Source organism: Candidatus Planktophila sp., from assembly GCF_036734405.1.
Lineage (GTDB): Bacteria > Actinomycetota > Actinomycetes > Nanopelagicales > Nanopelagicaceae > Planktophila.
The window spans coordinates 364,137-376,301 of record NZ_DAIMYR010000001.1 but is presented as its reverse complement, the minus strand read 5'-3'; the positions used below and the strand labels follow the sequence as shown (position 1 = coordinate 376,301).

The window sequence follows — 12,165 nt, the reverse complement described above, 5'->3', positions numbered from 1 at the left end:
CTTATGCACCTGCCCCAACAAATAGTGTTGATGCAACTGGATCAAATGGGCATGAACCATTTGTTACGTGTGCAATATATTCTTCACGGAAATACTTAATTGAAGATGTAATCGGACTTGTTGCACCATCTCCAAGTGCGCAGAATGAACGGCCCATGATGTTGTCGCAAAGGTCTAGCAACTTAGCAAGATCTGCTTCTGTTCCCTTGCCTTCTTCGAGATCACGAAGAATCTGTACTAACCACCAAGTACCTTCGCGGCAAGGTGTGCACTTTCCACATGACTCGTGCTTGTAGAACTCGGTCCAACGAAGAACGGCGCGAACTACACATGTAGTTTCATCAAAGATTTGAAGTGCTTTAGTTCCAAGCATGGAACCAGCTGCTGCTACACCTTCATAATCCAAAGGAACATCTAGATGTGCATCAGTAAACAATGGTGTTGAAGATCCACCTGGTGTCCAGAACTTCAACTTATGTCCTGGGCGAACTCCCCCTGCAAGATCTAAAATTTCACGAAGTGTGATTCCAAGAGGTGCTTCGAATTGTCCTGGATTAACAACGTGACCTGACAATGAGTAAAGCGTTGTTCCTTTGCTCTTTTCAGTTCCCATTGATTGGTACCACTCGGCACCATTCATCACGATTGCTGGAACTGATGCGATGGATTCGACGTTGTTTACAACTGTTGGACGTGCATAAAGTCCAGCAATAGCTGGGAAAGGTGGGCGTAAACGAGGCTGTCCGCGGAAGCCTTCTAGTGAATCAAGCAGCGCTGTTTCTTCACCGCAGATGTAGGCGCCGGCACCTACGTGTAGAACAACATCAATTCCATTTCCAAGAATTCCTGCTGCATATGCATCTGCAATTGCTTGATTAACGCGACGAGCAACATGCGTGATTTCACCACGAATGTAAATGAATGCATGCTTTGCGCGAATTGCGTGGCAAGCGATAATGCAACCTTCGATTAAAACGTGTGGGTTAGCCATGAGCAAAGGCGTATCTTTGCAAGTTCCTGGCTCTGACTCATCTGCGTTTACAACCAAGTAGTGATCTTTGTTATCGCCTTGCGGGATAAATCCCCACTTCATACCTGTTGGGAAACCTGCACCACCACGACCGCGTAATCCAGAATCCTTTACAAGTTGAATAACAGCATCTGGATCCATTGCTAATGCTTTTTCAGCAGCCTTGTATCCACCATGACGCTTGTAACCTTCAAGTGTGAATGAATCTTTCTCATCCCAATGCGCAGATAAAACTGGAGCTAGCTTTGTCATTACTTGCCCTCTTTCGAAAGTTTTAGGCCAAGCAATGTTGGCTCTCCGGCTTGAACACCTTCGTGTGCAAGTCCGTCATTTAAACCAGCAAGAACCGCGGATGCCTCTTTGTAAGTAACTAAACGATTTGGTCCACGAGTTGGTGGCTTTGGATTACCAGCACGCATTGAATCAACTAAATCTTTTGCAGATTCAACTGTCTGGTTGTCGTAAAATTCCCAGTTGGCCATAACAACGGGTGCGTAATCGCATGCAGCGTTACATTCGATATGTTCTAAAGATACTTTTCCATCAGCCGTAACTTCATCATTGCCAATTCCTAGATGATCCTTGAGGGAAGCAAAGATTGCATCTCCACCCATAATCGCGCACAAAGTATTTGTGCAAACACCCACGTGGTATTCACCAACTGGCGTTGGCTTGTACTGGGTATAAAAGGTAGACACAGCAGTAACTTCAGCGCTCTCTAGATCTAGCAGCTTTGCAATAACCTCAATTCCTTCATTGGTTACATAACCAGCCTTTGATTGCACGTAATGAAGCAAAGGCATGATTGCAGAACGAGAGCGTGGATAACGCTTGATGATCGAATCCATGATTTGTAGATCTTCAGATGAAAATGCCATTAGCGATCAACGCCTCCCATAACTGGATCGATCGAAGCCACTGCGCCAATGATGTCGGCAACCATTCCGCCTTCACTCATCGCAGCTGTTGCTTGCAAATTATTGAAAGATGGTTCACGGAAGTGAACGCGGTACGGCTTTGTTCCACCATCTGAAACAACTGAAGCGCCGAGTTCTCCGCGAGGAGATTCGATTGCAACGTATGCCTGACCAGCTGGAACATGGAAGCCTTCGGTGACTAGTTTGAAGTGGTGAATCAAAGATTCCATTGATGTGCCCATGATCTGGCGGATGTGATCTAGTGAATTACCAAGTCCGTCACCACCGAGTGCAAGTTGTGCAGGCCATGCAATCTTTTTGTCTGCAACCATTACTGGTGCACCTTCAAGCTTTTCTAGTTTGTTTACGCATTGTTCGATGATGCGAAGTGATTGTTCTAGTTCGTTCATACGAATCAAGAAGCGACCATACACATCACAAGTATCAGCAGTAACAACGTCGAAGTTGTAGTTTTCGTAACCGCAGTACGGTTGAAGCTTGCGTAAATCCCATGGCATTCCAGTTGATCTAAGTACCGGTCCAGTGATTCCTAGCGTTGTGCAACCTGCTAGATCTAAGTAACCAATTCCTTGTGTGCGCTTCATCCAAATTGAGTTACCAATCAGAAGCGTTGCGTTGTCTTTAAAGTTTTTGCGCATCAACTTAACGCCATCACGAATCTTGGTTAACGCACCTTCTGGAAGATCTTGCTGAACTCCACCTGGGCGGATGTAAGCCATGTTCATGCGAAGCCCAGTAATCATTTCGAAGATTTCTAGGACTGTTTCGCGGTCACGGAAAGCAAAGAACATAGGGCCCATAGCGCCTAGTTCTAGCGCACCTGTTCCCAAAGCAACCATGTGTGAAGAAATACGGTTGAGTTCCATCATCATTACGCGGATAACACTTGCGCGCTCTGGAACATCATCTGTAATTCCCAAAAGCTTTTCTACTGCAAGGCAGTAAGCGGTTTCATTATGCAAAGGTCCTAGGTAATCCATTCGAGTTACAAATGTTGTTCCCTGAGTCCAGCTGCGGTATTCCATGTTCTTTTCAATACCTGTGTGCAGATACCCAATTCCGCAACGAGCTTCGGTAATTGTTTCGCCTTCAAGTTCTAGAACTAAACGAAGCACGCCGTGAGTTGATGGGTGTTGAGGACCCATGTTGACTACTACGCGCTCTTCTTTGGTTGCGCCAATATCTTGGACTAATGCATCCCAGTCGCCACCTGTAACGGAGAAAACTTTTCCTTCGGTGGTTTCACGTGATGGTGCATATGGATCAAAAGTTGTCACTTGTAACTCCTTCTTTCACTAGGAGGTGGCGTCGTTGCGCCCTTGTACTCAACTGCGATTCCGCCAAGTGAGTAATCCTTGCGTTGTGGGTGACCTTCCCAATCATCTGGCATCAAGATGCGAGTTAAACCTGGGTGGCCATCAAAAATAATTCCAAACATGTCGAAAGTTTCGCGCTCATGCCAGTTATTGCCAGCCCAAACTTCTACGACAGATGGAATATGTGCATCTGCATCTGGAACAGAAACTTCTAAACGAATTCGCTGATTCTTTGTCATTGAAAGCAGTGGGTACACAGCGTGCATTTCGCGACCGGTTTGCTCTGGGTAATGAACACCATTAACGCCCATGCACATTTCAAACTTCAACTTGTCGCGAAGGATCATGGAAACTTCAACTAACTTTTCACGCTTTACATGAAGAGTTAATTCGCCACGATCTACAACAACGCGTTCGATTGCTTCTGAAAACTCTGGATAAGCGCGCTCTAGGTCATCGGCTACTTCATCAAAATAAGAACCGTATGGACGCTCAGAAGAGCCAAAATTAGCGGCTTGGCGAACTAATCCACCATATCCGGATGTATCTCCGGTGCCCTTTGCACCAAACATGCCATCTGCTTGATCATTAAAACTCATTACGCGAGTAAGCCCTTCATCTCATGAGTTGGCTTTGCATTCATTGCAGCAAGTTCAACTTCTTTGATGACCTGAGCGCGGTTTGCACCAAGCTTTGTATCGCTGATTTGTTCATGCAACTTCAAGATCGCATCAAGCAACATTTCTGGACGTGGTGGACAGCCCGGAAGATAAATATCAACTGGAACTACGTGGTCAACGCCTTGGACAATTGCATAGTTGTTAAACATTCCACCCGATGATGCACATGCACCCATTGCAAGAACCCACTTTGGTGCAGACATTTGATCGTAAATCTGACGCAAAACAGGTGCCATTTTGTTTGAAACACGGCCAGCAACAATCATTAGATCTGCTTGGCGTGGGGATGCACGGAAAACTTCGCCACCAAATCGAGCGATGTCGTACTTGGCTGCCGAACCAACAGCCATCATTTCAATTGCACAGCATGCAAGGCCAAATGTTGCTGGCCATAGCGAGTTTTTGCGCATATAACCTGCAAGTTTTTCAACAGTGGTTAAAACAAACCCACTTGGGATTTTCTCTTCAAGACCCATGGTTTAGTCCCATTCCAATCCGCCGCGGCGCCAAACGTACGCAAATGCAACAAAAACTGTTCCAATAAAGATTGCCATTTCAACCAAACCAAACACACCAAGAGAATCAAAAGCAACTGCCCATGGATATAAAAAGACAATTTCAATATCAAAGATGATGAAGAGCATCGCAGTTAAGAAGTACTTAACCGGAAATCTTCCACCTTCGGCAGCTTGCGGCGAAGGTTCGATTCCACATTCGTATGCATCTAACTTTGCTCGGTTGTAACGCTTTGGACCTGTCAGCGCGCCTGCAACAACTGAGAAAACTGCGAAGCCAAAGCCGATCGCCCCTATCACCAGGATTGGGATGTATGGATTGGATGTGGATATCACGGTCGAAATCCTAAGGTGGAAAGGCGTATGCCCTCGACCGCTAGCCCTTAATCCCGCTGTGAACTGCAACAACACCAAAAGTTAGGTTTTTCCAGCTGACCTGGGTCCAGCCCGCCTTCTGCATATGGGCGGCAAGGCCAGCCTGATCTGGCCAGGCCCGGATGGATTCGGCCAAATAGACATAGGCGTCAGGGTTGGAAGCGGTTCGCTTGGCAATCATCGGCAGCAGCCGCATCAAATACTCGGTATATATGGTCCGGAATGGGCGCCAGGTTGGGTGGCTGAATTCAACGACCACCATTCGACCCCCTGGCTTTGTTACCCGGCGGGCTTCGGCGAGCGCTTTGTCGAAATCTGCCGTGTTTCGCAGACCATACGAGATGGTGACAACATCAAAACGGTCCGCCTCGAAGGGCAGATTGAGGGCATCAGCCTTGGAAAAGTTCAGATACGGGCGGGCTTTGCGGCCCTGGGCCAGCATTCCCTCGCTGAAATCTGTGGCAAAAACGGTGGCCCCAGCCTTAAACAGGGGTTCTGATGAAGATCCAGGTCCTGCCGCCAAATCCAGAATCACCATTCCAGGTGCAGGAGCAATGATCTTGGTTGCCGCCTTGCGCCAAGCCTTGGTTCGACCCAAACTCAATAGATCATTTACCAAGTCATACCGCTTGGCGACTCCATCAAACATTGCCGCAACTTCATCGGGATCTTTATTCAGATTAGCGCGGGACATGCGCATATTCTCCCTTGAAGTAGGCTCATCCACAACTCAACGCCACATCAACAGCGGCATGATTTAGAGGAGAGCTTTTCCCCAATGGTTCAACTGGTTCCAGTCACGACGGCCCGCCTGGGCGAGCATTTGCCGTTGTTGGATTTACTTCCAGACACCCAGCCACTTGCATGGGTTCGAAGTGGCGAAGGTTTAGTTGGTTGGGGAACGTATGCGACAACAACAGTTAGTGGCCCACATAGATTTGCTGATGCACGTCATTGGTGGCAAAAGCAATTAGAAAAATTAACCGTAAACAACACAGTGCATGGAAGTGGAACGGGTCCAGTTTTGTTTGCCTCTTTCTCTTTTGCACCTGATGATGTTTCTGTTCTTGTAATTCCTGAAGTAGTTGTTGGAACAAAGAGTGGAAAATCCTGGATTACCTGGATCGGTTCAGATTCACAACCTGATTTGAAAACTACACCAGATCATTTTTCAAATGGAGAAATGAAATGGGATGAACAACCACAAGCCAACGAATTATGGAAAGAAAGAGTGGCAACTGCGGTTTCTCGAATTCAAAAGGGCGACTTAGACAAAGTAGTTCTGGCGCGCGACATAACTGTTACATCAAGCAAAGCTATTGATCCACGTTCTATTTTAAACAAGCTTGCGCTGGAATACCCCACAACCTGGAAGTTTGCGATCTCGGGATTAGTTGGAGCAACTCCAGAACTATTGCTACGCCTTTCAAGGGGCATGATTACTTCACGTGTTCTTGCGGGAACAATTAGCAAGACCGGCGATGATGCAAAAGATCTTGCTCTGGCAGGCTCGCTCGCCCGCTCTTCAAAAGACCTTGCAGAGCACGAATATGCAGTGCGCTCTGTTGCAGATGCCATCGAACCATTTTGTTCTTCTACAAATGTTCCTGAATCACCATTTGTGTTGCACCTGGCAAATGTCATGCACCTTGCAACAGATGTAACTGGTGCTTTAGTTGAAACGCTTTCACAGGTTGATGCTTTTACAATCTTGGAACAACTTCATCCATCTGCAGCTGTGTGCGGAACTCCACGTCCACAAGCCGCCAAGTTGATCGCTGAAATAGAGGGAATGCCACGAGGTCGCTATGCCGGACCGGTTGGTTGGATTGACGCTGCCGGAGACGGCGAACTTGGTATTGCTTTGCGCTGCGGGCAGATTAATGGAGATTCAATTCGAATTTTTGCTGGATGCGGAATTGTCGATGGTTCAGATCCTGAAATTGAGCTAGCTGAAACGTATGCAAAGTTTGCTCCAATGCGGAGCGCGCTTACATAGAGTTCAAAGATTCATAAATTGCTTTTAAGTTATCTGCATTGCTTTCACGATTTGGTACATCACAAACAACAACACTGATTCCGGAAACTGGCACTTTAACTTCAGTTTCTAAATCTTTAACACTAGAAATAACTTTTGCAGATATTCCCATTGAGTTAGCAATCTCTGCGGGGTTAAGTCCATGCGGAGTTCCAAAGACTGTTTCGAAGCCTTCTGAACCTCGTTGCGGCAAGGTTGAAAAAATACCGCCACCATCATTGTTAATCACAATGAATCGGCAATTGATCGGCTCTTTGTTAATCAAACCAGTTAAGTCAAACAAGAATGAAAGGTCGCCCAAAATTGCAATAGTTGCTTTGTGTGAATAAGCAATACCGAGCGCGGTAGAAATATTGCCATCGATGCCAGCTAAACCTCGGTTGGCATAAGTTTGAATACCGCCGCGTGGGACCGCAAAACCTTCAAGGTCTCGAATTGGCCGAGAGGATGAAACAAACAAAGCCGTTTCATCCGGAATTGCTGCGGCAATTGTTCGTGCAATGACCGCTTCATTCCAACCATCAAGTGCTGCAATCAGTTTCTTAGTTCGCTCTGAAACTTTGTTCCAGGTAGCGATCCATTCATCAGATTGGATGACACCTTGCAATTCTGGAAGCGCAGTAAAAACACGTTCAGCCTGGCGGTCGGTATCAACAGTTGCCGTGCGAGGATCCACAACATATTCAATTGGACTTAATTTAATAAAGGCGTTAATTGAACGTGAAAGAGTGGTTCGACCAATAACCAGAACCGATTGCGGAATCAAAGTGCTTCTGATTTCTTGAGAGGTTAAGAAAATTGAGGCATGGGCGATTGCATCAGGAAATGACAAAGGATCTTCGGCAATAACCGGCCAGCCAATGGCTTTTGTAAACTTGGTGATTTCTTCAACTGATAATCCTGCGCGATCGTGGCCGATGACAACAACTCCACGCGCGCCGACTAAGCGCAAGGTGCCTGCTTTGCTTCGATTCTCAAAGCTCTTTGGAGCAACCACAATCTCAGAGAGCCAGTCGGTTGAATCATCTGGAAGCAAGGGTTCATCAAATTGCAAATTTAAGTGAACAGGTCCTAAGCGCAAACTATCTAGCGGTAATTCCATTGGGTAAACCGGGCCATCAACATCTGCAAAATATCGAACCGCTTTACCAAAGATTCGAGCTTGTTCTGTAGTTTGGTTCGCACCTGTTCTACGCAACATCGCTGGGCGATCTGCAGTTAAAACAAGCAGCGGAGTATTTGTGTGGTGGGCTTCAAGAACTGCTGGGTGATAGTTGGCGACCGCTGTGCCGCTCGTGCAGACAACTGCAACAGGTCGACCAGTTGCTTTGATAATTCCTAAAGCAAAGAAGGCTGCCGTGCGCTCATCAATGCGCACATGAATTTTGATCAACTTTTGTTCGGCAGCAGCAAAAAATGCCAGTGATAAAGGCGCATTGCGTGAACCAGGTGAGACCACAACATCTGTAATTCCTGATTCAATTATTTGGCGTACGACAACGCGAGCCAGTGAGGTTGAGTTATTCACTTCAAAAGCTCCGCGGTTCTCATAATCCGATTCTTCCACCAATCGAAGCGGTCTGGTGCCACATCTAATCCGTCTAACTTTGGTTCAAACTGGGAAATTTCGATCTTTCCATCAACGATTGGCAAATGAGCGACATCAGCGGCAAGCAATGAACCAGTACCAAGGCCACAATCAAAGTTCATTTCCTTGAAAGATGCAGCGAGCATTAGTCCGTGATTGATTCCCACCGCACTTTCTAGTGCGCTTGAAACAATAACTGGCAATTTGTGATGCTCTGCAAGAGCGTGGGCACGTTTAATGCCACCCAGTGGTTGAACCTTAAGCATCAAATAATCAATTGCACCTGTTAAATCAATCTCAAAAGGGTTCGGTGCTTTGCGAAGAATTTCATCTCCCACAATTCTTACTGATGTTCTACTTTTTAATTCACGTAGTTCTTCAATAGTTGCACATGGTTGCTCTACATATTCGATCTGACCAACTAAAGTTAAAAACTCTTCAGCTTGATCAACGCTCCAAAGTCCATTGACATCAATTCGTATTTTCGCTTGTGGTTGTAGCTGCCGGATTACATTAACTCGAGCCAAATCTTCGGCTAGGTCATTGCCCACTTTTACTTTAAAAGTATTTACACCTGGAAAAGAGTCAACCATTCTGGCTAGATCTGCTGGGTCATTGAGCGCTGGAATAGTTCCATTGACCGCTACCGATGAACGATATAGCTGTGGTTGTGGTGTTGTTGCAGCTTCAATGGCACTGGCTAACCATGGGGCTGATTCAGCATCGTCATATTCAAGAAATGGGGAAAACTCCCCCCATCCATGTGAGCCTTTTATCAGTGCAACTTCACGAACAGAGATGCCACGAAAATTAGTTTTCATTGGCAGCGCAATTACGCGCAGAGTGTTCAGGAGTTGTTGATCCATAAATTAAGGACGCTTTGGGAATTTCCCGAAATCAGGCTTTCGCTTCTCTTGATACGCATCGCGACCTTCTTGACCTTCTTCTGTCATGTAAAACAAAAGAGTTGCATCGCCAGCTAATTGCTGAACGCCAGCTAATCCATCGGTTGCAGCGTTCAAACTAGCCTTTAGCAAACGCAATGCCATCGGTGAGTTGCGAAGCATTTCGCGACACCATGAAACTGTTTCTGCTTCTAGTTCGGCAACCGGCACAACAGTGTTTACTAATCCCATATCAAGTGCTTCTTGCGCACTGTATTCACGGGTCATAAACCAAATCTCACGCGCTTTCTTTTGTCCAACATGTTCTGCTAACAATCCTGCGCCATAACCACCATCAAATGAACCCACCATGGGACCTGTTTGGCCAAACTTTGCATTGTCTGCAGCAATCGTTAAGTCGCACACCACGTGTAGTACGTGTCCACCACCAATTGCCCACCCTGCAACCATTGCAACAATTGGTTTCGGAGTGCGACGAATCTGAACTTGAAGATCTAAAACATTAAGGCGTCCAATACCTTTTTTCGCCAACTTGTCTTCGCCTAAGTACCCGTCATCACCACGAACGCTGATGTCTCCACCGGAACAGAATGCTTCGGTACCTTCACCGGTAAAGATAATCACGCCAACTTCTTCATTGTCGCGCGCCAAATTAAATGCTTCGATTAATTCAATAATGGTTTGTGGGCGAAACGCGTTACGGACTTGAGGTCGGTTAATCGTGATTTTGGCAATTCCATCACCCATTTGATATCTGATATCTACGAAATCTTCTCCGCCGGGTGCGGTCACCCATTGTGGAATCTCACGGCTACCAAATTCGCGCTTGATCGGCTTGCTCACATTTCCCCCATCGTCGTTGCTAGCGATAGCCTACGACGGCAATGGATAACTCGTCACAACGAAAAATTCTGTGGGTCAGCCCTGCATGCGAAACTCCTCAATTAGCGAGGGACATCACAGCGGCTCTCGCAGGCGTTGGACCCACCCTTGGATTTGGTCAAACCGCCTCCGAATTCGCCAATCCTCAGGCCGCCGTAGTTATTGGAACATCTGGAACAACTGGTACTCCAAAGGAAGTTTCGCTTTCAGCTCGTGCTTTGTTGGCCTCTGCTCGAGCGTCCAATAAATTTATTGGAGCAAAACCCGGTGACACCTGGTCATTACTTTTACCTTTAACTCATGTGGCTGCAGTTAATGTCTTTATCCGTGCAATCGAATTAGGAACAATCCCCGTAGATCTTCGCAATCATGTTGGTCAATATCCACGCGTTGATTTCACCGCAATTGTTCCAACTCAACTTTTTAAAGCACTAAATGGCGACGAAGATTTGCTGAAGCATTTACAAAGTGCACAAAAAGTTCTTGTTGGTGGTGCACCACTATCTGCCAGTATGCGCAACCAAGCAGTTGCTGCAGGAATCAATATTGTTACAACATATGGAATGAGTGAAACATCCGGAGGTTGTGTGTACAACGGTCAGATTCTAGATGGTGTGGCAGTTGACGTTCGTGGCGGAATTATTTTTATCCAAGGAGAAGTGCTGGCGCTTAACCTTGAATTAAACAATGGCTGGTTTGAGACTAGTGATTTAGGCGAATTCATCGATGAAAAGTTGATTGTTATTGGCAGGTCAGATGATGTAATTATTACTGGCGGGGAAAATCTTTCCCTTAATAATGTCGAAAGTATTTTGAATGAGTATTTCCCAGCTATCCAATCTGCTGCATTCACCATTAATGATTCTCAGTGGGGACAAACTCTTCACCTTGCAGTTGTTGGGGACGTAGATAAAAGCAGCATCACATCAATACTTGAAAGCAAGATTGGCGCTTTTGCAAAACCAAAAGGAATTCATTTCATGAATTCGCTACCTTTGCTCGGTATTGGAAAAGTGGACCGTAAAAAGTTGGCACAAGGAGTAACCCATGAATAAGTGGATTTTGGGTGCCAGACCCCGCACACTTCCTGCTGCTATTGCCCCTGTCCTGGTAGCAGTTGCATTAGTTGGAAATGACATTAATTGGCTCCGTGCGGTTCTGGCATTAAAGGTTGCAGTCTGGCTACAGATTGGCGTGAACTTTGCCAACGACTATAGCGATGGCGTTAAGGGAACAGATGCTGATCGAGTTGGTCCAATTCGTTTAGTTGCCAGCGGAATTGCAACGGCCAGGTCAGTTAAGTTCGCAGCTTTTATCTCTTTTGCAATCGCAAGCATGGCGGGAACTTGGCTCGCACTTTTAACCTCACCTCTACTTATCCTTGTCGGAATTTTCTCTATTGCGGCAGCATGGGGATACACCGGAGGCAAGAATCCTTACGGCTACAGAGGTCTCGGTGAACTTTCTGTATTTTTGTTCTTCGGTGTTATTGCAACCATGGGTACTTATTACGCACAAACTGAAGAGCTAACTCTCTTAAGTTTTATTGTCTCTATTCCGATGGGCGCACTTTCTTGCGCAATTCTTTCAATCAACAATCTTCGCGATAGACCTAAGGACCAGTTAGTTGGAAAGCAAACTGTTGCCGTGCGTATCGGTGATCGCAAAGCTCGACTTTTGTATGTGGGGCTTCTGGTTTTTGCTCATGTCGCTGCCGTTGCTACATTGATTCCGACTACCTTGCTTACCTTGCTAGCACTGCCTATGAGCTTCTCAATTTCAAGGCAGGTTCTAAGTGGTATTTCAGGTAAGGACCTGATTCCAGTCCTGGGCAGGACCGGAAAACTTCAAATGTTTTTTGCCATCTTGTTTGCTATCGGGTTAGGGATACAATAATC

Annotated in this window: 13 protein-coding genes; 3 read left to right on the top strand and 10 right to left on the bottom strand. The window is 46.2% G+C overall.

The annotated features are described in order from the left end of the window. Position 1: 1 nt before the first annotated feature. Genes nuoF through AC9UC2_RS01835 form a run of 7 tightly spaced genes read right to left on the bottom strand, consistent with a single transcriptional unit; the run spans position 2 to position 5,548 of the window. The gene (gene nuoF, locus AC9UC2_RS01865; protein WP_509524605.1) at positions 2-1,282 is read right to left on the bottom strand and encodes an NADH-quinone oxidoreductase subunit NuoF; all 1,281 of its coding nucleotides are present in this window, start codon (positions 1,280-1,282) and stop codon (positions 2-4) included. Then, complete coding sequence (gene nuoE / locus AC9UC2_RS01860) at positions 1,282-1,908, bottom strand: NADH-quinone oxidoreductase subunit NuoE (RefSeq protein ID WP_509524602.1); 627 nt, start codon at positions 1,906-1,908, stop codon at positions 1,282-1,284. The genes nuoF and nuoE overlap by 1 nt, the downstream gene beginning before the upstream one ends. Further along, positions 1,908-3,245 (bottom strand): NADH-quinone oxidoreductase subunit D, encoded by a 1,338-nt coding sequence (locus AC9UC2_RS01855; RefSeq protein ID WP_509524600.1) that lies wholly within the window; start codon positions 3,243-3,245, stop codon positions 1,908-1,910. The genes nuoE and AC9UC2_RS01855 overlap by 1 nt, the downstream gene beginning before the upstream one ends. Then, the gene (locus tag AC9UC2_RS01850; RefSeq protein WP_509524598.1) at positions 3,242-3,883 is read right to left on the bottom strand and encodes an NADH-quinone oxidoreductase subunit C; all 642 of its coding nucleotides are present in this window, start codon (positions 3,881-3,883) and stop codon (positions 3,242-3,244) included. The genes AC9UC2_RS01855 and AC9UC2_RS01850 overlap by 4 nt, the downstream gene beginning before the upstream one ends. Continuing rightward, the gene (locus AC9UC2_RS01845; protein WP_509524595.1) at positions 3,883-4,440 is read right to left on the bottom strand and encodes a NuoB/complex I 20 kDa subunit family protein; all 558 of its coding nucleotides are present in this window, start codon (positions 4,438-4,440) and stop codon (positions 3,883-3,885) included. Before AC9UC2_RS01845 ends, AC9UC2_RS01850 begins: the two co-directional genes overlap by 1 nt. 3 nt (positions 4,441-4,443) lie before the next feature. After that, the gene (locus tag AC9UC2_RS01840; RefSeq protein WP_509524593.1) at positions 4,444-4,815 is read right to left on the bottom strand and encodes an NADH-quinone oxidoreductase subunit A; all 372 of its coding nucleotides are present in this window, start codon (positions 4,813-4,815) and stop codon (positions 4,444-4,446) included. Between the two features lie 40 nt (positions 4,816-4,855). Then, positions 4,856-5,548 carry a demethylmenaquinone methyltransferase gene (locus tag AC9UC2_RS01835; protein WP_509524590.1) on the bottom strand — a complete coding sequence of 231 codons (693 nt, stop codon included), beginning with the start codon at positions 5,546-5,548 and terminating at the stop codon, positions 4,856-4,858. Between the two features lie 84 nt (positions 5,549-5,632). On the opposite strand from AC9UC2_RS01835, the gene AC9UC2_RS01830 reads away from it, so the two are divergent. Continuing rightward, the gene (locus AC9UC2_RS01830) at positions 5,633-6,853 is read left to right on the top strand and encodes an isochorismate synthase (protein ID WP_509524587.1); all 1,221 of its coding nucleotides are present in this window, start codon (positions 5,633-5,635) and stop codon (positions 6,851-6,853) included. On the opposite strand, the gene menD is transcribed toward AC9UC2_RS01830, so the two are convergent. From menD to menB, 3 genes are read right to left on the bottom strand one after another with little or no spacing between them, the layout of a single operon-like run. Further along, positions 6,846-8,420, bottom strand: a complete 1,575-nt coding sequence (gene menD, locus AC9UC2_RS01825; protein ID WP_509524584.1) for a 2-succinyl-5-enolpyruvyl-6-hydroxy-3-cyclohexene-1-carboxylic-acid synthase — start codon at positions 8,418-8,420, stop codon at positions 6,846-6,848. The two genes, AC9UC2_RS01830 and menD, sit on opposite strands and share 8 nt — an antisense overlap. Then, positions 8,417-9,346: an o-succinylbenzoate synthase gene (locus AC9UC2_RS01820; RefSeq protein WP_509524582.1), complete on the bottom strand. Its 930-nt coding sequence runs from the start codon at positions 9,344-9,346 to the stop codon at positions 8,417-8,419. The genes menD and AC9UC2_RS01820 overlap by 4 nt, the downstream gene beginning before the upstream one ends. Before the next feature lie 3 nt (positions 9,347-9,349). Beyond that, entirely contained in the window at positions 9,350-10,189 is an 840-nt protein-coding gene (menB, locus tag AC9UC2_RS01815; RefSeq protein ID WP_509524726.1) for a 1,4-dihydroxy-2-naphthoyl-CoA synthase, read from the bottom strand. 80 nt (positions 10,190-10,269) lie between these two features. On the opposite strand from menB, the gene AC9UC2_RS01810 reads away from it, so the two are divergent. Then, positions 10,270-11,322 (top strand): AMP-binding protein, encoded by a 1,053-nt coding sequence (locus AC9UC2_RS01810; protein WP_509524580.1) that lies wholly within the window; start codon positions 10,270-10,272, stop codon positions 11,320-11,322. Beyond that, positions 11,315-12,163, top strand: coding sequence for a 1,4-dihydroxy-2-naphthoate polyprenyltransferase (locus AC9UC2_RS01805; protein ID WP_509524578.1), 849 nt, complete (start codon positions 11,315-11,317; stop codon positions 12,161-12,163). Before AC9UC2_RS01810 ends, AC9UC2_RS01805 begins: the two co-directional genes overlap by 8 nt. Positions 12,164-12,165: the final 2 nt, after the last annotated feature.

Excerpts from the sequence above, each read along its gene's own strand:
- nuoF (WP_509524605.1), bottom strand. The coding sequence starts at position 1,282 with ATGACAAAGCTAGCTCCAGTTTTATCTGCGCATTGGGATGAGAAAGAT.
- nuoE (WP_509524602.1), bottom strand. The coding sequence starts at position 1,908 with ATGGCATTTTCATCTGAAGATCTACAAATCATGGATTCGATCATCAAG.
- AC9UC2_RS01850 (WP_509524598.1), bottom strand. The coding sequence starts at position 3,883 with ATGAGTTTTAATGATCAAGCAGATGGCATGTTTGGTGCAAAGGGCACC.
- AC9UC2_RS01845 (WP_509524595.1), bottom strand. The coding sequence starts at position 4,440 with ATGGGTCTTGAAGAGAAAATCCCAAGTGGGTTTGTTTTAACCACTGTT.
- AC9UC2_RS01835 (WP_509524590.1), bottom strand. The coding sequence starts at position 5,548 with ATGTCCCGCGCTAATCTGAATAAAGATCCCGATGAAGTTGCGGCAATG.
- AC9UC2_RS01830 (WP_509524587.1), top strand. The coding sequence starts at position 5,633 with ATGGTTCAACTGGTTCCAGTCACGACGGCCCGCCTGGGCGAGCATTTG.
- AC9UC2_RS01820 (WP_509524582.1), bottom strand. The coding sequence starts at position 9,346 with ATGGATCAACAACTCCTGAACACTCTGCGCGTAATTGCGCTGCCAATG.
- AC9UC2_RS01810 (WP_509524580.1), top strand. The coding sequence starts at position 10,270 with ATGGATAACTCGTCACAACGAAAAATTCTGTGGGTCAGCCCTGCATGC.
- AC9UC2_RS01805 (WP_509524578.1), top strand. The coding sequence starts at position 11,315 with ATGAATAAGTGGATTTTGGGTGCCAGACCCCGCACACTTCCTGCTGCT.